General features: G+C 67.5%; 14 protein-coding genes. 5 read left to right on the top strand and 9 right to left on the bottom strand.

Translation table 11 applies throughout. The annotated features are described in order from the left end of the window. Positions 1–54 precede the first annotated feature (54 nt). The 4 genes from BM360_RS03280 to rimP are packed head-to-tail and all read right to left on the bottom strand — an operon-like array spanning position 55 to position 3212. Positions 55–798 carry a DUF448 domain-containing protein gene (locus tag BM360_RS03280; protein ID WP_093310673.1) on the bottom strand — a complete coding sequence of 248 codons (744 nt, stop codon included), beginning with the start codon at positions 796–798 and terminating at the stop codon, positions 55–57. Continuing rightward, entirely contained in the window at positions 785–1015 is a 231-nt protein-coding gene (locus tag BM360_RS03275; protein WP_093310670.1) for a tautomerase family protein, read from the bottom strand. The genes BM360_RS03280 and BM360_RS03275 overlap by 14 nt, the downstream gene beginning before the upstream one ends. Further along, a complete protein-coding gene (gene nusA / locus BM360_RS03270) occupies positions 1015–2622 on the bottom strand; it encodes a transcription termination factor NusA (protein ID WP_093310668.1) in 1608 nt (535 codons plus the stop codon). Before nusA ends, BM360_RS03275 begins: the two co-directional genes overlap by 1 nt. A 2-nt stretch (positions 2623–2624) precedes the next feature. Continuing rightward, positions 2625–3212, bottom strand: a complete 588-nt coding sequence (rimP, locus tag BM360_RS03265; protein ID WP_093313682.1) for a ribosome maturation protein RimP — start codon at positions 3210–3212, stop codon at positions 2625–2627. 195 nt (positions 3213–3407) lie between these two features. Here rimP and BM360_RS03260 point away from each other — a divergent pair, with 195 nt between their 5' ends. The 4 genes from BM360_RS03260 (at position 3408) to BM360_RS03245 (ending at position 6215) form a co-directional block, all read left to right on the top strand. Next, positions 3408–4568, top strand: a complete 1161-nt coding sequence (locus BM360_RS03260; RefSeq protein WP_093310666.1) for a PQQ-dependent sugar dehydrogenase — start codon at positions 3408–3410, stop codon at positions 4566–4568. A 198-nt stretch (positions 4569–4766) separates the two neighbouring features. Further along, entirely contained in the window at positions 4767–5195 is a 429-nt protein-coding gene (locus BM360_RS03255; protein ID WP_093310664.1) for a hypothetical protein, read from the top strand. Positions 5196–5316: 121 nt separating this feature from the next. Further along, positions 5317–5556: a hypothetical protein gene (locus tag BM360_RS03250; protein WP_093310661.1), complete on the top strand. Its 240-nt coding sequence runs from the start codon at positions 5317–5319 to the stop codon at positions 5554–5556. Positions 5557–5741: 185 nt separating this feature from the next. Continuing rightward, positions 5742–6215, top strand: coding sequence for a hypothetical protein (locus BM360_RS03245; protein ID WP_093310660.1), 474 nt, complete (start codon positions 5742–5744; stop codon positions 6213–6215). A gap of 3 nt (positions 6216–6218) precedes the next feature. On the opposite strand, the gene trmB is transcribed toward BM360_RS03245, so the two are convergent. Next, complete coding sequence (trmB, locus tag BM360_RS03240) at positions 6219–6896, bottom strand: tRNA (guanine(46)-N(7))-methyltransferase TrmB (RefSeq protein ID WP_093313680.1); 678 nt, start codon at positions 6894–6896, stop codon at positions 6219–6221. A 151-nt stretch (positions 6897–7047) separates the two neighbouring features. On the opposite strand from trmB, the gene BM360_RS03235 reads away from it, so the two are divergent. Next, positions 7048–9207, top strand: coding sequence for a catalase (locus tag BM360_RS03235; protein WP_093313678.1), 2160 nt, complete (start codon positions 7048–7050; stop codon positions 9205–9207). 42 nt (positions 9208–9249) lie between these two features. On the opposite strand, the gene metK is transcribed toward BM360_RS03235, so the two are convergent. The 4 genes from metK to BM360_RS03215 all read right to left on the bottom strand — a co-directional run bounded on the left by metK (position 9250) and on the right by BM360_RS03215 (position 18377). Beyond that, complete coding sequence (gene metK, locus BM360_RS03230; protein ID WP_093310657.1) at positions 9250–10470, bottom strand: methionine adenosyltransferase; 1221 nt, start codon at positions 10468–10470, stop codon at positions 9250–9252. Positions 10471–10526: 56 nt separating this feature from the next. After that, the gene (gene lnt, locus BM360_RS03225) at positions 10527–12044 is read right to left on the bottom strand and encodes an apolipoprotein N-acyltransferase (protein ID WP_093310655.1); all 1518 of its coding nucleotides are present in this window, start codon (positions 12042–12044) and stop codon (positions 10527–10529) included. 124 nt (positions 12045–12168) lie between these two features. Then, complete coding sequence (locus BM360_RS03220; protein WP_093310652.1) at positions 12169–16341, bottom strand: translocation/assembly module TamB domain-containing protein; 4173 nt, start codon at positions 16339–16341, stop codon at positions 12169–12171. After that, positions 16341–18377, bottom strand: a complete 2037-nt coding sequence (locus BM360_RS03215) for an autotransporter assembly complex protein TamA (protein ID WP_093310651.1) — start codon at positions 18375–18377, stop codon at positions 16341–16343. Before BM360_RS03215 ends, BM360_RS03220 begins: the two co-directional genes overlap by 1 nt. Positions 18378–18444: the final 67 nt, after the last annotated feature.

The raw sequence follows: 18444 nt of genomic DNA, 5'->3' as shown, positions 1-18444 counted from the left end.
AGGCGCTGCCGGCCCCGTCGTTCGTCTCATTCCATCGGCATCGGGTTGCGGGGATCACCCCGGCCCGTCGCCTCTCCGAAGCGCCGATGTGCCCTGCGAACCGGCTTCGCAAGGCGCCTCGCCTCCGTCTCGTCCAATAAACCCGCACCAGCGGCGCAGCGTCTCGGAGACGCGCGCAGCCGCGGCCGGCGCAGTCAACGCGATATGTACCACATTCTCACGTCCGACCGCCATCGACAATATGGAACGGCTTGCGGGAATTACGAGCCCCCGCACCGCCTCGCCCTCGCGATCGAGGCCGACTCGCCACGCCTGGTCGAGCTTGCGGTTGCCGTCCTCTGCCGCATCGTCGGCATGCAGCAGCAGCGAAACCTGTCCCTTGCGAGCAGCATCCGAGATCCTGTCGCTGCCGGTCAGCAGCGTGCCGGCACGCGCCTCCAGCCCCAGCCGGTCGAGCGTGGCGCGGGCGAGCGCCTGCTCGATCCGATCGGGCAGGTCGGCGGGAATGGTGAGCGGCGCGCCCTTGAAGGCACGCGCCAGCGCGCCCTTCAGCTTGCCCTTGGCGATGGCGCGCTCGAGCGTGGCGCGATCCGCGCCGATCCACGCGCCGCGTCCTGGCGCACGCGCGCGCACATCGGGCGCGACGCTGCCGTCGGGGGCGAGCGCGAGGCGAATGAGCGCGTCGCGCGCGCCCTTCTCGCGCGTGATGATGCAGGTACGCTCGGGCGTGTGCGCCACCTTTGCAGGTGGCGCATCGCCCTCGTCGGTCAGATCGAGCAGGATCTCATCGTGTGCCATCCGCGGGTGCGACCTCCTGCGTGGAGGCGGATGCGCGATCCGCGATCAGGATGCCGCCCGAACCGTAATTCTCGGTCGGGAGCTCCTGAATGTTGACCTGCACCGCAGCCGGGTTCTTGCCCAGCCGCTCGACCAGCGAACGGGTGACATCCGCGACGAGCGCCGCTTTCTGATCGCGCGTGATGCTGCCCGCCAGGCGGATGTCGACGAACGGCATCAGCCCTGCGCCTCCTCGGCCGAGGCATCGTCCTCGAACCAGTGGGCGCGCGCCGCCATGATGATCTCGTTTCCCTGTTCCTCGTTCAGGCCATATTCGGCGAGGATGCCGCCCTTGTCCTCAGGGCGCGAGCGCTGCGGCGCTGCGTTCTCGGCACGGCGACGCGGCTCGGCCCGCTTCTTGGCGATCAGCTCGTCCGTGGCGAGATCGGCGAGATCGTCGAGCGTCTTGATACCCGCCTTGCCGAGCGTGACGAGCATCGCTTCGGTCAGGTGCGGTAGCTCCGCCAGAGCATCCTCGACGCCGAGCGACGTGCGCAGCTCGCGATTGGCGGCCTCGCGCCGGTCGAGCGCTTCCTGCGCGCGGGACTGGAGCTCCTGCGCGATCTCGTCGTCGAGGCCCTCGATCGAGGCGACCTCGTCGAGCTCGACATAGGCGACCTCGTCGAGCGAGGTGAAGCCCTCGGCGACGAGCAGCTGGGCGAGCGTCTCATCCACGTCCAGCTCGTTCTGGAACGTCTCGGAGCGCTCGACGAACTCCTTCTGGCGCTTCTCGGAGGCGTCGGCCTCGGTCAGGATGTCGATCGCCTTGCCGGTCAGCTGGCTGGCGAGGCGGACGTTCTGACCGCGGCGGCCGATGGCGAGCGAGAGCTGATCGTCAGGGACGACCACCTCGATCCGCTCCTCTTCCTCGTCGATCACGACGCGGCTGACCGTGGCTGGCTGGAGCGCGTTGACGACGAACGTCGCGGTGTCGGGCGACCAGGGGATGATGTCGATCTTCTCGCCCTGCATCTCCTGCACGACGGCCTGCACGCGGCTGCCCTTCATGCCGACGCACGCGCCGACCGGATCGATGCCGCCGTCATGGCTGATCACACCGATCTTGGCGCGGCTGCCCGGATCGCGTGCGGCGGCCTTGATCTCGATGACGCCGTCGTAAATCTCGGGGACTTCCTGCGCGAACAGCTTCTTCATGAAGTCCGGATGCGCGCGGCTGAGGAAGATCTGCGGCCCACGATTCTCGCGCACGACGCGCAGGATCAGCGAGCGGACGCGATCGCCGACGCGGACGACTTCGCGCGGAATCTGCTGGTCGCGGCGGATGACGCCCTCGGCGCGGCCCAGATCGACGACGATGTGACCGAACTCGACCCGCTTGACGACGCCGGTGATGATCTCGCCCGCACGGTCCTTGAACTCGTCATACTGGCGCTCGCGCTCGGCGTCGCGCACCTTCTGGAAGATGACCTGCTTGGCGGCCTGCGCGGCGATGCGGCCGAACTCGAAATTGGGCAGCGGATCGACGATGAAGTCGCCGACCTTAGCATCCTTCTGGAGCTTGGCGGCCTCGGTCGAGGAGACCTGGGTGAAGTAATTCTCCACCTCCTCGACGACCTCGACGACGCGCCACAGGCGCAGGTCGCCGCCCTTGGGGTCGATCTTGGCGCGGATGTCGTTCTCGGCGCCGTAGCGGGCCTTGGCGGCGCGCTGGATCGCATCCTCCATCGCCTCGATGACGATGCCGCGATCGATCAGCTTCTCACGCGCGACCGCATCTGCAATGGCGAGCAGCTCGGCCTTGTTGGCGGAAATGGCGGTAGCCATCGTCAATCCTGTCCTTCTTCGAGTTCTTGGTCGACGCCTTCGGCGTCGAGCATGGCGTCTTCGATTTCTTCTTCCTCGGCACCGGCGGCGTCGAGTGGGGCGGTCGCCCGGATGAGCTCGTCGGTGAGCAAGAGCTTGGCTGAGGCAACGAAGGCCAGCGGGAAGGCGAAGGGCTGAAGGCTCTTGTCCTTCGCCCGGATCTGCATGGTGACGGTGCCATCGGCGAGGCCGAGCAGCTTGCCGTCGATCTGCTTGCGGCCCTCGATCGTCTCGCTGAGCTTCACGCGCGCATCGAACCCGGCCCAGTCGGCATAATCCTGCGAGCGGGTGAGCGGGCGATCGATGCCGGGGGAGGAGACCTCCAGCCGATAGGCCTCCTCGATCGGATCATGCTCGTCGAGCACGTCGGAGATGCGGCGGCTGAGCGCCTCGCAATCGGCGATGTCGAGCTGGCGCGTGTCCGGCCGCTCCGCCATCACCTGCAACGTCGGATCGGACTTGCCGCCGAACATCGCCACACGCACGAGGCTGAGGCCGAGGGCCTGCGCCTCGGGCTCGATCAGGCGTTCCAATGCGGCGATATCCGCCAAGCGCGTCTCCGACTCAAGATATGCGCCCCCCGCGTCGGCGCCGGTGGCGCCGACCTCGGCAAGGTTTCCGATGTCGAGAAGCAAGGGGGATATAGCCGGAACACGGGCACGCGGCAAGGGGGCGAAGCGGGGCATGGCGCCTTGGCACAGGGCGTGCGATCAGGCGCGTTCGATCTCATCCACGGAGTGACCCCGATGCGCCTGCCGCCCGCCGCCTTTGCCGCCCTCGCGCTCGCCGCCTGCGGGAGCGCCGATGGGCCCGCCTCAGCGCAGCCGGGCACTGACATCTCGGAAGGGAAGCCGTTCGCGGTCACCCCCGTTGCCGATCTCGACAGCCCGTGGGCGATGACCTTCCTGCCGGACGGCCGTGCGCTGGTGACGGAGAAGGACGGGCGGATGCTGCTCGTCATCATCGCCAAGGGGTCGAACAGCGTCACCGCGACCATGCCCCTCGCCGGTATTCCGAAGATCGACAGCGCCGGGCAGGGCGCGCTGATGGACGTGGTGTTGGCGCCGGATTTCGCCACCAGCAAGCTGGTCTATTTCTCGGGGTCTGTTGCGGGGGAGGGCGGCAAGGGCGTGGTGCTGTGGCGCGGGCGCTTCGCTGAAGACGCCAAGAGCGGCCCGCGGCTGGAGGACGTAACCGAGCTGTTCCGCGCCCGCCCGTTCGTGGAGGGGGATGGCCACTATTCCGGCCGCATCGCTTTCTCGCCCGACGGCAAGTATTTGTTCTTCACCAATGGCGAGCGGCAGAAGTTCGATCCGGCGCAGGATCCTAAGGCCACGCTGGGCAAGGTGCTGCGGCTGACCCTGGACGGCAAGCCGGCGCTAGGCAACCCGCTGGCCGCCAAGGGTTTCGCGCCCGAGGTGTGGAGCTACGGCCACCGCAACCTGCTGGGCCTCGCCTTCGACAGCGCGGGCAATCTGTGGGAGCAGGAGATGGGGCCCAAGGGTGGGGATGAGGTGAACCTGATCCTGCCCAACCGCAATTACGGCTATCCCGCCGTGTCGAACGGCAGCCACTATGACGGCCGCGATATTCCCGATCACAAGCCGGGCGACGGCTATGAGGCGCCCAAGGTCTGGTGGAATCCGGTGATCTCGCCGGGCGGGCTGATGATCTATTCGGGCGCGATGTTCCCCGAATGGCGTGGCGATGCCTTCATCGGCGGCCTTTCGTCGCAGGCGCTGATCCGTGTCGACCTGAACGGCACAGAGGCACGCAAGGGCGATCAATGGTTGATGGGCGCACGCATCCGCGACGTGGAGCAGGGCCCGGATGGCGCGATCTGGCTGCTGGAAGATGGCGGCCGTGGATCCGGCGGACGGCTGCTGCGACTGACAAGGGCGAAGTGAGTAGCGCATCTGCCGGGTGAACTCGGGAAACCGATACAATGGGCGGGAGAGCAGGGGCGGCTTGCTCTCCCACGTGGCCGGGCTTCATGCGCCGCGCCTGCAATCGAGGACCCGCTCGGCCGCATCGTGGCGCCGTTGGAAGTTGTTAACCTTAGCTCGGCTCGCGTATAGAAGAGGTTTTCCGCGGGAGAAGCCTGGATGAGCTTTGAGCGATTGATGCGTGAGCATGATGAGCTGGAGCGGATGTCCCGGGCGCTGCTTCTCGTTGCAAGCGGAGAGCCCGATGCCGAGCTGGCGGCTTTGATCCTGTACCAGTTCACTGTGCAGATAAAAGAGCATCGCGCGTTCGAGCAGAACAACGTCTATCGTCCCCTGATCGAGCTCGCGCAACAGCGTGATCTCGGCGAGAATCTCGATCTACAGGCCCTGGTGATAGAAATGGCGCGTGACTGGCGTGCCTATTTCGAGACTTGGACAGTCGACACCATCAGGCAGGATTGGAAGGCCTTCTCCGAGGATACCAGGTACATCCTGGCCCAGGGACAGGAACGGCTTCGGCTGGAGAACATGATTATCTATCCGCTCGCGCTCCGCCACGGCACGATCAGGCTTAAGGAGCTGGCCTGAGCAGTTCTAGTCGCGATCAAACGGCTCGCCGATTTCACCAGCATTCTCCTTCGGAATGCCTTGGCTTACCAACAGGTTCGGCTATGATATGGCCGTTATGAGACTTCCTGGTGGTGGTGTCATGCCGATTCCAGATGATTATCGTACCTATCTGCAACAGACGCGCGCGGTGCAGAAGGACGAGCGTGGCCGCGAGGTGCTCGCCGGCCTAACATTCTCCGAGACGCACGAATATCTCGCCTATCTGCGCAACTGTAAGTCGCACGAGCCGGGCGGGCCGAGCAGCGAGCGTTACCTGAAGCTGGCGCGGCAGCATGCCCGGGCGGCGCGACTGGCTGGCAGGTTCCGGACGATCAACTGAGCGCATCTTGCCGAGTAGGGCCGGGGTGATCGGTAGTCACGTGGTCATGGTGCGACTGCTGTCTACCGACTCTCCCGACGCAGACCTTGCGGCTGCGCGGTTTGCGAGCGTTGCCGACCCCGTGATGCGCATCACCGCACGTCCTTCCGTCCAGCCTTATCGCCGCCAGATCAACGGGGGACGGCATGGACGAGACGACGCTGACTATCTTCATCGTGGCCATGATCGTCATGGTGATCCCGCTGTCGTCGCTGCTGGCGTGGCGCATCGTCGCCCGCCAGCGTGCCCGATCGGAGGCGCCGCCCTCGCATCTGACCGATGGCGCGTTGGACGTGCCGGTGCGCGCGCTGACGCTCGACCGCAACATTCCGCTGCTCGGCGGCTATTCGACCAACAATGCCAGCCCTGAATTCGCCATCACGGACGAGGGCGTGCGTTTCAAGATCCTGAAACCGGCGTTGTGGCGGTTCGAGGATGTCGCGCGGGTGGGGGCGCCACGGCGGATCTCGGGGCGTCGCCTGTCCTTCCACGCGCGGCAGAGCCGGCAGGTGCTGTCCGCCGACCTCGCCGATGCGGACCGTGCGCGCGACCTGCTCCGCGCGCTGCCGCGCGACCTGATCCTGACCGATCAGGCGCGGATGATGCGGGACGGCGCCTGAGGATCAGCGGCGGAGATACTCGAAATACCACACCTCGTGGCCGAGGCGGCGTGCCTTGGCCTCGTAGCGGGTCTGCGGCCAATCGGCGGGACGGGTGAGGAAATCCGCCTTGCTCTCCACCTGCCACTCGAAATCGGGCGAGCGGCCCATCACCATCATCGCCCAACGGCAATAGACCGGATGATCCGTGCCGAAGCGAAAGCGCCCGCCCGGCCGGAGCTTGCGTGCGATGAGCGCGATCGGGCCATCGTTCATGAAACGCCGCTTGGCGTGGCGTGCCTTGGGCCAGGGGTCCGGGTGGAGCAGCCAGGCCATGTCGAGACCGCCATCGGGCAACCGCTCGAGCACGTCGAGCGCATCGCCCATGTGCAGGCGGACGTTGGTCAGGCCGTCCCGCTCGATATGGCCGAGCGCGCCGACGACGCCGTTGAGGAACGGCTCGCACCCGATGAAGCCGTGGCCAGGGTGCAGCGCAGCCTGGCCCGCAAGATGCTCGCCCGCGCCGAAGCCGATCTCCAGCGCCAGCGGGCGTTCGTCGCCGAACAGGCGCACGGCGTCGAGCGGCCCTTCGGGTACTCCGACTTCGGGCAGGAGGCGCTCGACCAGCTCGGCCTGACCCTGGCGCAACGCGTGGCCCTGACGCCGGCCGTAAAGGCGGCGGATAGTCGTCGGATCGTTCATCCGCATGCCTATAGCCACTTTCCATCGCAGCGCCATGAAGCGCCTTTCAGGGCTGCCGACTGATCTGCATCAGCGAAAAAAAGCTGATCCATGTGGGACTTGCGCCGTCGCCGGCCGTTAAGACGCCTTATTCGGGCTGAAGGAGCGGATGATGGCGGGCAAGTCGCGGGCGAACAACAAGGGGGCCGAAGCGCAAGTGCCGACAGGTGACGTGCGCACCGTCACGGGCATGGGCGGCGAGACGCACCAGCTGGCAAGCGGCGATCTGCCGACTCTGACCTCGGACCAGGGCGTCGCCATCGCCGACAACCAGAACCAGCTGAAGGCTGGCCCGCGCGGGCCCGTGCTGCTGGAGGATTTCCACTATCGCGAGAAGATCTTCCGCTTCGACCATGAGCGGATTCCCGAACGCGTCGTCCATGCACGCGGCTACGGCGCGCACGGCACGTTCGAGCTGAGCGAGAGCCTCTCCGAATATACCACCGCGCGCGTGCTGACCGAGGTGGGCGAGAAGGTGCCGATGTTCGTGCGCTTCTCCACCGTGCTCGGCAACAAGGGCTCGCGCGATCTGGCGCGCGACGTGCGCGGCTTCGCCGTGAAGTTCTACACGCAGGAAGGCAATTGGGACATCGTCGCCAACAACATCCCGGTCTTCTTCATCCAGGATGCGATCAAGTTTCCCGACCTGATCCACGCCGGCAAGCCCGCGCCCGACCGTGAATGGCCGCAGGCGCAGACGGCGCACGACAACTTCTGGGACTATATCTCGCTCACGCCCGAATCGATGCACATGATCATGTGGACGATGTCGGACCGGACGCTGCCGCGCTCCTTCCGCTTCATGGAAGGCTTCGGCGTCCACAGCTTCCGCCTGATCGATGCGGAGGGGCGCTCCACCTTCGTCAAGTTCCACTTCAAGCCGAAGCTGGGCCTGCAATCAGTGCTGTGGAACGAAGCCGTCAAGATCAGCGGCAACGATCCCGATTTCCACCGCCGCGACCTGTGGGATTCGATCGAGAACGGCGCCTTTCCGCAATGGGATCTGGGCGTGCAGCTGTTCGACGAGGAGCAGGCCGCCTCGTTCGACTTCGATCATCTCGATTCGACCAAGATCGTGCCCGAAGAGATCGTGCCGGTGCGAAAGATCGGCACCTTCACGCTCGACCGGCTCGTCGACAACTTCTTTCATGAAACCGAGCAAGTGGCATTCTGCACGCAGAACATCGTGCCGGGCATCGCCTTCTCCGACGATCCGCTGCTGCACGGCCGAAATTTCTCGTATCTGGACACACAGCTCAAGCGGCTGGGATCGCCCAACTTCACGCACATTCCGATCAATGCGCCGCGCGTGCCGGTGAACAATTACCATCAGGACGGCCACATGAACATGCGCAACCCGAAGGGGCGCGTGAATTATGAGCCGAACAGCTGGGGACAGGGGCCGCGCGAGAATCCGGAGACCGGCTACAAGCATTATCCGGCCCATGTCGAAGGTCAGAAGCTGAAGGTGCGCTCCGACACCTTCTCGGACCATTACAGCCAAGCACGCCTGTTCTACATAAGCCAGACGCCGATCGAGCAGAAGCATATCGGGGACGCGCTGACGTTCGAGCTTTCGAAGTGCGAGCGCCTGGACATTCGCCAGCGGATGGTGGCGCACCTGCGCAACATCGATGAGGGGCTGGCCAACACCGTCGCGATCGGCCTGCGCCTTCCGGCAATGCCCGAGCCCGCGCCGGCCGCACAGCCGACGCGCACCGACCTGCCGGCGTCCGACGCGCTGTCGATCGTCAAGCGCAAGAACGCCTCGTTCGAGGGGCGCAAGATCGGCATTCTTGTCGCCGACGGTACCGATGCGAAGCTGGTGACGGGCCTGACCGCCGCGATTGAAGCGGAAAAGGCGCTGTTCGAGATCATCGCACCCCATGTCGGCGGCGCGATACTGAATGATGGCACGCTGCTGGAAGCGCGCCAGAAGATCGATGGCGGGCCGTCGGTGCTCTACGATGCGGTAGCCGTGCTGCTGTCGGCCGAAGGTGCGACGAAGCTGGCGCGCGATGCGGCCGCGCAGGATTTCGTGCGCGACGCCTTCGGGCACCTGAAGTTCATCGCCTATACCGAGGCATCCAAGCCGCTCTTCGCCAAGGGCGGCATCCTGGAGGCGGACTTCGACGGCGGCTTCGTCGAGCTGGCCAAGGCGAAGGATGCCAAGGCGTTCGTCACCGCCTGCCGCGACGTGCGCTACTGGGCGCGCGAGATGGAAGTGGATCTGGACGCGGACGGCGTGAACCCGCCGGCGACGCCCGCGTGAAGGGCAGGAGGCCCCGGCTGACGGCCGGGGCCTCCGTGCGGATCAGGCGATGGCGGCCTTGAGCTGATCGACGAGGTCGGTCCGCTCCCAAGTGAACGCGTCACCATCCGCCTTGCGGCCGAAATGGCCGTAGCTGGCGGTCTGCTGATAGATCGGCTTGTTGAGCTGAAGATGCTCACGGATGCCCTTGGGCGTCAGCTTGACGAGCGTCGGCAGCACCGCCTCGATCTTGGCGGCATCGACAGTGCCGGTCTCGTGCAGGTCGACATAGAGGCTGAGCGGCTCGGCGATGCCGATGGCATAGCTGAGCTGGATGGTGCAGCGCTTCGCCAGGCCCGCCGCCACGACGTTCTTCGCCATGTAGCGGGCGACATAGGCCGCGGAGCGATCGACCTTGGTCGGATCCTTGCCGCTGAACGCGCCGCCGCCGTGCGGGGCCGCGCCGCCATAGGTGTCGACGATGATCTTGCGGCCGGTCAGGCCCGCATCGCCGTCCGGCCCGCCGATCTCGAAACGGCCGGTCGGGTTGACGTAGATCTTGGTCTCGTCGGTGATGAAGCCCTGCGGCAGCACGTCGTGGAACACGCCGACGACATAGTCGCGCAGTTCCTTATACTTGGCCGCGTCCGAACCCTCGCTGCCATCGTCATAATAGCCGAGCGCATGCTGCGTGGAGACGACCAGCGCCGTCGCGCGGACAGGCACGCCATTCTCGTAGGCGAGCGTCACCTGGCTCTTGGCATCGGGCTCGAGGAAGGGGACGACCTTGCCGTGCCGGTCCTGCGCCATCCGCTCGAGGATGCGGTGCGAGTAATAGAGCGTGGCGGGGAGGAAATCGGGCGTCTCGTCGGTCGCGTAACCGAACATGATGCCCTGATCGCCCGCGCCCTCGTCCTTGTTGCCGCTCTCATCCACGCCCTGCGCGATGTGGGCGGACTGGCCGTGCAGATTGTTCGAGAAGTCGAACGTCTGCCAATGGAAACCGTCCTGCTCATAGCCGATGCGCTTCACCGTATGGCGCACCGCCGCCTCGATCTCGTCGAGCACGCCCTCGGCCCACTGACCATCCTCATAAATGCCGCGACCGCGGATCTCGCCCGCCAGCACCACCTTGTTGGTGGTGGTCAGCGTCTCGCACGCGACGCGCGCCTGCGGATCCTTGGCGAGGAAGAGATCGACCACCGCATCCGATATCTGATCGGCAACCTTGTCGGGGTGGCCCTCGGAGACGCTCTCGGAGGTGAACAGGTACGATTCGCGCATGGCCGCCCTTCGCTTCGTGTGGATATAAAGACTTGGTTATATGCTTATGACCGCCCTTAGCGGCGGATGCGGCGGCACGCAATCGCCGCGACGGCCAGCATCAGCGAGAGGAGCAGGGGCAGCGCATTGCCGAAGCGCGCGAACAAGGTGGGCGTGAGCGGCGGGGGCAGCAGCGCGTCGATCACCCCTGCCTGCCGCCATGGCAGCGCATCAAGCAGGCGACCGTCGGCGTCGATCACTGCGGAAATGCCGGTCGGCGTTGCGCGAACCACAGGCAATCCCTCCTCGACAGCACGCAGCCGCGCCTGGGCGAGATGCTGCGGCGGTCCCCACGCACCGAACCATGCATCGTTGGACGGGTTGAACAGGAAAGACGGGCGCCGCGCGGCATCCACGACGCGGCCGGAGAAGATCATCTCGTAACAGATCTGCACGCCCACGCGGCCGAACCCGGGCAGGTCGATAGACTGCGCACCGGGGCCGGGCAGGAAATCGAGATCGCCCGGCGCCAGCCGTGACAGGCCGATGGCAGAGAGGAGCGGCCGCATCGGCAGATATTCGCCATACGGCACAAGGTGAGCCTTGTCATAGCGGCCGATCAGGCGCGCCTGCGGATCCAGCGCGAACAGGCTGTTCCGCGCGGCAACCAGCTTGCCCGTCCGATCATAGACCAGCGCCGATCCGCCGGTGAGCAGCAGATCTCGCGGCCCTAGCAAACGGGCGAGGCGCGCGCGGGCCCACGGCTCCTCCTCGAGATAGTCGGGCACTGCCGCCTCGGGCCAGAGCAGCAGGCGCGGGTTGGTGCCGACCTTGCGGCTGAGGCCAGCCAAGCGCGCGAAGTTGGCGGATTGCGCGGCCTGATCCCATTTGTCCTGCTGGCCGATTTTGGGCTGGACGATGCGCAATTCGGGCGCGGTCGGCGCTGCGGCGGGTGCGCTCGGCCACGGCACGAAGCGGATCAATAGCAGCGGAACGAGCAGCACGGCGGCCAGCCTCAGCCGGTGCCGGGTCGCTAGCAGTGCCGCGCCCGCCCAAAGCAGGATCAGCCCGGACAGGCCATAGGTGCCGACCAGGCGCGCCAGCCGGCCAGCGACTTCAAGGTCGAGCGCGCCTGTACCCATCACGATCACGCCAAGCGGGTTCCAGGCGAAACCGGTGAACATCGTTGCGCGGAGCCACTCGGTCGCGATCCAGGCAGCGGCGAAGGCTAGAATGAAGGCAGGCCCGTTCGCCCGGTATCGCCACGCGAGCATCGCTGCGAACATCGGATAGACGGCGAGGTAGAGCGACAGCAGCACCACCGCGACCCAGCCGAGCCAGGCGGGCATCGCTGCCTGATAGGTGAAAGCGGTGGCGATCCAGTTCAACCCGAGCACGAACTGGCCGAGCCCGAACAGCCATCCGACCAAGGCGGCATCGCGGAGGCGCGGCGCCGCACGGACGAAGCCCATCCAGCCGGCGACCGCCAGCAGCGTGGCGAGCCACAGATGCCACGGCGCAAAGCCCGTCGCGGAGACGAGGCCGAGTGCGAGCGAAAGCAGGCGGACATGCCGCGGACGAAGGCGGAGGATCATGGCTGCGGGAGCTAGGTGCGACGGATGACGCGCGCAAGCGCCCCGGGCGACGTTGCTGGTGACGGGCATCGCAACGCTGAGGCGGGCGGAGCGGCGAACGGTGCCGCACCCATCCTAGCTCGCCTCAATAATCCTTGCCGTACTTCAGGTTCACGCTCTGCCCACCGAAGCTGCTGACCGAGGAGAGCAGGCTGAGGCTCTTGGACAGCGCGATCTCCAGCTGCGTTGCGGTGAAGCCGCGCGCGTCGGTGATGATCTCCACATAGATGTCGTTGGAGATATATTGCCCGGCAGCGAGCGCGGTGCCGCGCCCAGCCGTCTTGTCCGCACCGAGGATGCGTAGCCGGTCGATGCCCGTCGCCGAGCGCAGCTTGCCAAGCGGGTTGAGCCCGCCGCCCGACCCACGCAGCGAATTGAGCGCGGCGGCGAGCTGGAGCGCCTGCGTCGGCGACAGGTTCGTCACCGACTGGCCGAACAGCAGGCGGGACAGCACCTCGTCCTGCGGCAGCGTCGGCGTGGAGGTGAACGTGATCTGCGGATTCTGCGCGCGGCCGCCGATGTTGATCGTGGCGGTGACACCCTCCACGCTCGTCGTCGCCGAGATGTTCAGCTGCGGGTTGGTCAGCACGCCGCCGTCGAACGTCACCTCGCCCGTATTGGCCAGATCGAAGCGGCGGCCGGCAAAGCTGTACGTGCCGCGCACCACTTCCAGCTTGCCGGTGACGCGCGGTGTGGTGGCGGTGCCGCCGACGCGCAGATCGGTCGCCCACTCCGCCTCCAGCCCCATGCCGGAGACGTAGATGCGGTTGTCGGCGCGCACGCGGATGTCCAGCTTCCAGTTGCTCGGCACCGTGCCTGTCCCTGTGGCGCTGCCGGGGCGGGGCTTGGGCGTCGTCTTGCGGCGGACCCCGGTCAACTCGGGCACCTCGGCGGCGCCCTGGCGAATGATCTCGTAGCGCGCCTCGGGGATGCGCAGGTCGCCACGGATCAGCGCGCCGTTCGCACGGCTGTTGCTGACAGCGACCGTGCCCGAGACGGTGGCGGCAAGCGCGTCGGACCGGGCAAGCTGTGCGTCGTCGAGGGTCGCGCGCAGATCGATGGGGAAGCCGCTCGCCGCATCAAGCCCGACCGAGCCTTGCGCAGTCACGCTGCCGCGACCGGCGCGAGCGGTGAGCGAGGCGATCTCCAGCCGGGATTGGGTGAAGCGGCCATCGATGGCGATGTTGGACAGGACGGTGCCGTAGGCCTGGTTCTCGTAGCGGAGCGTAGAGGAGCGGACGACACCGGTCAGCGTCGGCCGATCCGCACGCCCGCCGAAATCGGCAGCGACCGCGACGGGTCCGGTGACGGTCTGCCCCGCGATACCGGTCAGCGTCCACAGCACCTCGGCCGGGCCGTTGTAACGGATGCCGCCGGCAAGCGGTGCGGAGAGGAGGCGCTGCGACAGCGACGCACCCGCACCGAACGGTGCCAGCCGCGCCTGCAACCGGCCAACTGCCACTCCATTACGGCGGACAACGGCGCGCGCTTCACCCCCCGCATCGGACAGGCGGGCGAGCAGGGCGACGTCGACCGGCTGCGACACGACATAGGCCGCCGTGCGGGTGAGGTTGGCGATCGTGAGCCGCGCGTCCACGGTTGGCACGTTGCCACCCGTCGCTACGGTGATGCCGCCCGACACCTTGCCGCCGACGCCGAGCCCGGGAACGAACGCCTCGACGATGGCGAGGTCCATGCCGTCGAGGTCGGCGCGGCCAGAGATGCCCGCAGCGCCATAGCGGCCGGCAAGGCGCACTTGGCCCTGCGGCACGACCAGCAGGGTGGGGGCGAGCAGCCAATCGGCGCCCTGCTTGGTCGCAATTGCTGGCTGGGCGAGCCGGAACGCTACATCGTTCACGACGCCGCGCAGATTGGCGACGACGCGGCCCGGGGTTAGCGCGGCCTGCGCCTGGACGCTGAACGGCACGCCGCTTTCACCCGCGGCTGCCATCTGAACGGTGCCGCGGCCATTCGTAAAATTCACCTTGGCGCGCAGGCCGCTGACCAGCAGCGTGCCGTGGCGAATGTCGCGCAGGTTCGCATCAGCGATCACCGCCGGCCCGGCGGGGTAGAGGATGGCAGAGCCGCGGATCGTGCCGCTGCCGACAGTGATAGGCGGCTGCATCGGGATGCGCGCGGCCGCGGCGGTGAGGTCGAAGTCGGCCCGCTGGTAACGACCGGCCGCGCCGAGGCGGACGCGGCCGTTCAGGCCGGAGCCGGCGAGCGTGACGGCGCCGGCATAGGGCCCGGCAGCCGTCGCCGCGACGGAGCCGCGGAAGCTGATCCCGGCGAAGCGGCCGTCGCGTATGTCGACGCTGATGCGCGGCGAGGTGCGGACGAGCAGGTCGGCGGAGAAGGGGCCGTAAGGCGAGCCGCCCCGCGCGCGAACCTGATAGCCGCGCGCGCTGCCGCCGACGAGTTCGACATCCACGTCGGTCAGCGGCACGCCGACATTCGGCCGCGCCGCCTTGAGGTTGACGCGCAGGTTGTCGAGCGTGCCCGCGGCGACAACCGAGATCGGTCCGTAGGCACGCGACACGCCGATCAGGTTGGCGGCGAGGCGACCGGTGGCCGTGTCGTAGCGTGCTGTGCCGCCATTCAGGCGAAAGCCGGGCGCGGTGACGCTCAGCCGGCGGACGCTGGCAACGCCATTCTCGTCGAACAGGAAATCGGCATAGACCTGCGCATTGCCGCCGAGGAAGGTGCGCACGCTCTCATTGTCGAGTGTGCGCGTGTTGGCGCGCACCCAGCCGCGGATGCCGAAGCCGCCGCGTGGGCCGGCGAACAGCTCCGCATCCGTCTGCAGCGCGATGCGGCCGATGCCGTCGATGCGATAATCGTTGACCCGCCCCTTCAGCGCGCCGGTGTAGCGGCCCTTCCCGAAATCGGCGACGACGATGGCGGTGGCATCGATCCGCGAGGAGCGGATGCGCAGATTGTCCGAGATCAGCCGGCCTGCCGAGTAAGCAAGATCGCCATTCACCGCGACATTCTCGAGCAGGCCGCCCGCGGCTGCGTTCAGCCCGGTGATGCGGCGCACGCGCGCGGCCACCGGGATGCGGATGCGATCGGCATCGATCACCGCCCGGCCGCTGGCCTCAACACCCTCGACCCCGGTGGTGCCGAACGCGAGCGCGGCGGCGCTCAGGCGATATTGCACGACAGGCGTCGCCATCGGTCCATCGAGCGTGGCGGCGAAGGCGAGATTGCGGCCGGTGAGATTGTCGGCGATCGCACCGGGACGAAGCAGGCGACCCTCGACGCGAAAGCCGCCGAACTGGCTGGTGCCGAGATCGACGAGTCCCGCCGCCTGCACCTCGGCTGCGGCGGAGCGGGCAGCGATGCGGGAGAACTGCACCTTCCGCTCACCCAGCGTACCGGCGATGTCGAGCGCGAGCACCGGCTCGACCAACCGAGCGGCTGGGCCCGTCAACGCGACACCCGGGCGGGCATCGCCGCGAACGGTGAAGCTGCCCTGCCGTGCCGTGACGGCAAGATCGGCGAGCGGAGCACCGGCAAGCGTGGCGCGCGCGCGGCCTGCCCAGCTTGCCCAATCGCCGCTGCCGCCGACGGACAGAGCGAGTGGCTTGCCGAGCTTGGCATAGCTGTCGACCAGCCCGCCGACGGGCGCTGCAAGCTTCACGTCTAGGAACAGGCGGTTCTGCTCGGGCACCGCATCCAGCCGCAGCCGCAGCCGGTCGCCGCCTGCGACTTGCGGCGCGACCAACGTATCCGCGTCGGCGGTGATGCGGGCGCGCCCATCGGCAATGTCGGCGGCGCCGGCGATGCGGACGATGTGGCGGCGGCCGGTGATCGGCCGCTCCACGACCAGCCGGTCGACCTTCAGTTTGCCGATCGACAGATCGATGTCGGGCAGCAGCGGCGCATTCGGGTCACTCGGCGTGGGCTTCAGCTGCGGCATGCGCAGCAGGCGCACTTCGGGCGATTCGAGCGAGCGGACGTCGATGCGGCCGCGGGCATAAGCGAAGGGCCGCCAGTCGAGTGACGCGGTGGGCGCTACGAGGAAGGCCCCGCGAGGATCGCGCACTTCGAAGCCGATCAGGCGCATGCGGCCGTAAAGCGAGCCGTCGATCCGATCGACATGGAAGACCATGCCCGACTGGGTCGAAAAGGCGTTGAGCTGGCGCACGACGAAGGCGCGGCCGGGCGCGGTATCGATGAACCACAGAGCCAGCGCCAGCAGCAGGACGAGGCTGGCAAGCGCGATGGCGATGCCGCGGGCGACCTTGCGCAGCATCAGAAGGCCTGACCGATGGAGAGGTAGAGTGCGATCTTGCTCTCGCCCGGCTGGCGATCGATCGGCATGGCGACATCGACGCGGAGCGGACCGAAATTGGTGTAATATCGCCCGCCGATGCCGACACCGTAGCGCATGTCGGAGATGCTGGGTGTCGAGCCTTCCCCCACACGACCGGCGTCGATGAAGGGCACGATGCCGTAATTGCCGAAGCGGTAGCGCGCCTCCAGCGCGAATTCGGTCAGCGAGCGACCGCCGATCGGATCATCGTTGATGTCCTTGGGGCCGAGTTCCTGGAAGCCGAAGCCGCGCACCGAGCCGCCGCCGCCGGCGTAGAGGCGCCGCGACGGCGCGATCGAATCGCGGCTCGCCCCCATGATCGAGCCGACGCGCGCGCGACCGGCGATCACCAGATTGTCCATCACCGGATAATAGGTGCTGCCCTCCAGCAGCAGGCGGGCATAGCCGTCGAAGCCGCCGCCGGAACGCTTCTGTGCCTCCGGGCTGATGCGGCCGGTGACGCGGAAACCGCGCGTGGGATCGAGCAGGCTGTCGGAGGAGTCGAAGCCGAGCTGCGCCGGCACGGCGACGATGAAGTAGGTGCTGTTGTTGCGGGCCTGCGTCGCCGTGGCAAAGCGGTCCTCGCGCGTGGCGACCAGTTCGGTGCCGACCGACCATGTCCAGCGCTTCTGCCAGATCGGCGTCGACTGGCGGGCGAGCGCCGCGTTCAGCTGCACCGTCTCCGCATCGTAAGCCGCGAATCGCTGGCGTGCGACCGACGCGCCCGCGGTAAAGCTGCGATCGCGCTGGCCGGCATTGGACCGGCGGAACAGCACCGAGACGTTCTGCTGGAGCGTGCCCGCGGTCGCCGCAACTGTAAGCGCGCCTTCGGGCGGGAACAGGTTTCGGTGCGTCCAGCTGCCAGTCACCGTCGCACCTTCGCCGGTGCCGTAGCCGGCAGAGGCGGCGAGGCTCCGCCACGGCCCCTTGGTCTGGCGGACAAGAAGGTCGACCTGCTCGGTGCCGTCCGGATTGAGCGTGCCGGTGCGCACCGGCTCGACCGCGATGGTGGAGAACAGGCTGGTGCCGATCAGCGCCTGGCGGAGATCGTCCGTCTGGCGACTGTCGTAGAGGTCGCCCGCCTTGAAGCGCGGAAAGATGGCGAGGTGGTCGAGCCCGAACACCGGATCGCCTTCGGTCCGCAGCCCGCCAAAGCGCGCCTTCGGCCCGCTGGTGAGCGGCAGCGTATAGTCACCGCGGTGCGTGGCGTCGTCGAGCAGGATGTCGCGCTCGCCCACTTCGGCGAACGGGAAGCCCTGTTCGGGCAGGCGCAGCGCGACCCGCGCCTCCGCGCCTTCAATCTCGGCAGCGACGATCGGCGCGCCTTCGCTGAGCGCGAGTGCGTCATAGGCGAGCTTGGTCGGCTCGGGCTCCGCACCTGTGATCGCGATCTTGCCGAGCGAGTAGCGGGCACCAGGCGTAGCCGTCAGCGTGACGCGGATGACGCCCTCCTGGTCGATCGGCGCGATCTTGGCGGTGGCGACGCCATCATAATAGCCCTGCGAGCGCAGCAAGCGGCCGATCAGCTTCACATCCTCGTCCGCCCGCGCGCCGACCTGCGCGGCATTGTCGGCGCGCTTGTCCTTCGCCAGCGCGGAGAGCGCGCGATATTCGTCGTCGAGGCCGATGTCCTTCAGCCCCGTCACTTCGGTGCGGTACGGGATCTTGGGCGTCTCGCCCGCACCGGCGGATTGGGCGGGTGTAGCCGGTGGGGTCGCGTCAAACGTGGCGAGCGGCGGCAGCGGCTCGGCGAGCGCCGGATCGACAGGCGGCGTGGCGGGCAGGGGCGCTGGCGCGACCGGTGCCGTGGCATCGAGCGGCGGCAACGATTGCTGAAAGACAGGATCGTCGAACGGGTCGACTTCGGCCGCTGCAGGCTGCTCCAGCTGCGCGCGGAAGGCTGCGGCACTTGTCAGGGGCACAAGCGCAACGGCGGCGACGAGCGCCGATCCGAGCCTGCCGTCGAAAACCCCCATCAACACGTCCCCGGCCGTGGGTTCCGCCCTGCGCCGGTACCCTCCCACAACCCCGCAACGCATGGAA

This window comes from Sphingomonas jatrophae (assembly GCF_900113315.1).
Classification (GTDB): Bacteria; Pseudomonadota; Alphaproteobacteria; order Sphingomonadales; family Sphingomonadaceae; genus Sphingomonas_P; species Sphingomonas_P jatrophae.
The sequence above is the reverse complement of the archived record's forward strand: the minus strand, read 5'-3'. Positions and strand labels throughout refer to the sequence as shown.

What these genes read in the sequence shown, in the direction of transcription:
- BM360_RS03245 (WP_093310660.1), top strand. Translation starts at nt 5,742, where the DNA reads ATGGACGAGACGACGCTGACTATCTTCATCGTGGCCATGATCGTCATG.
- BM360_RS03280 (WP_093310673.1), bottom strand. Translation starts at nt 798, where the DNA reads ATGGCACACGATGAGATCCTGCTCGATCTGACCGACGAGGGCGATGCG.
- nusA (WP_093310668.1), bottom strand. Translation starts at nt 2,622, where the DNA reads ATGGCTACCGCCATTTCCGCCAACAAGGCCGAGCTGCTCGCCATTGCA.
- BM360_RS03250 (WP_093310661.1), top strand. Translation starts at nt 5,317, where the DNA reads ATGCCGATTCCAGATGATTATCGTACCTATCTGCAACAGACGCGCGCG.
- trmB (WP_093313680.1), bottom strand. Translation starts at nt 6,896, where the DNA reads ATGAACGATCCGACGACTATCCGCCGCCTTTACGGCCGGCGTCAGGGC.
- BM360_RS03220 (WP_093310652.1), bottom strand. Translation starts at nt 16,341, where the DNA reads ATGCTGCGCAAGGTCGCCCGCGGCATCGCCATCGCGCTTGCCAGCCTC.
- BM360_RS03275 (WP_093310670.1), bottom strand. Translation starts at nt 1,015, where the DNA reads ATGCCGTTCGTCGACATCCGCCTGGCGGGCAGCATCACGCGCGATCAG.
- BM360_RS03235 (WP_093313678.1), top strand. Translation starts at nt 7,048, where the DNA reads ATGGCGGGCAAGTCGCGGGCGAACAACAAGGGGGCCGAAGCGCAAGTG.
- BM360_RS03215 (WP_093310651.1), bottom strand. Translation starts at nt 18,377, where the DNA reads ATGGGGGTTTTCGACGGCAGGCTCGGATCGGCGCTCGTCGCCGCCGTT.
- BM360_RS03255 (WP_093310664.1), top strand. Translation starts at nt 4,767, where the DNA reads ATGAGCTTTGAGCGATTGATGCGTGAGCATGATGAGCTGGAGCGGATG.
- BM360_RS03260 (WP_093310666.1), top strand. Translation starts at nt 3,408, where the DNA reads ATGCGCCTGCCGCCCGCCGCCTTTGCCGCCCTCGCGCTCGCCGCCTGC.
- lnt (WP_093310655.1), bottom strand. Translation starts at nt 12,044, where the DNA reads ATGATCCTCCGCCTTCGTCCGCGGCATGTCCGCCTGCTTTCGCTCGCA.
- metK (WP_093310657.1), bottom strand. Translation starts at nt 10,470, where the DNA reads ATGCGCGAATCGTACCTGTTCACCTCCGAGAGCGTCTCCGAGGGCCAC.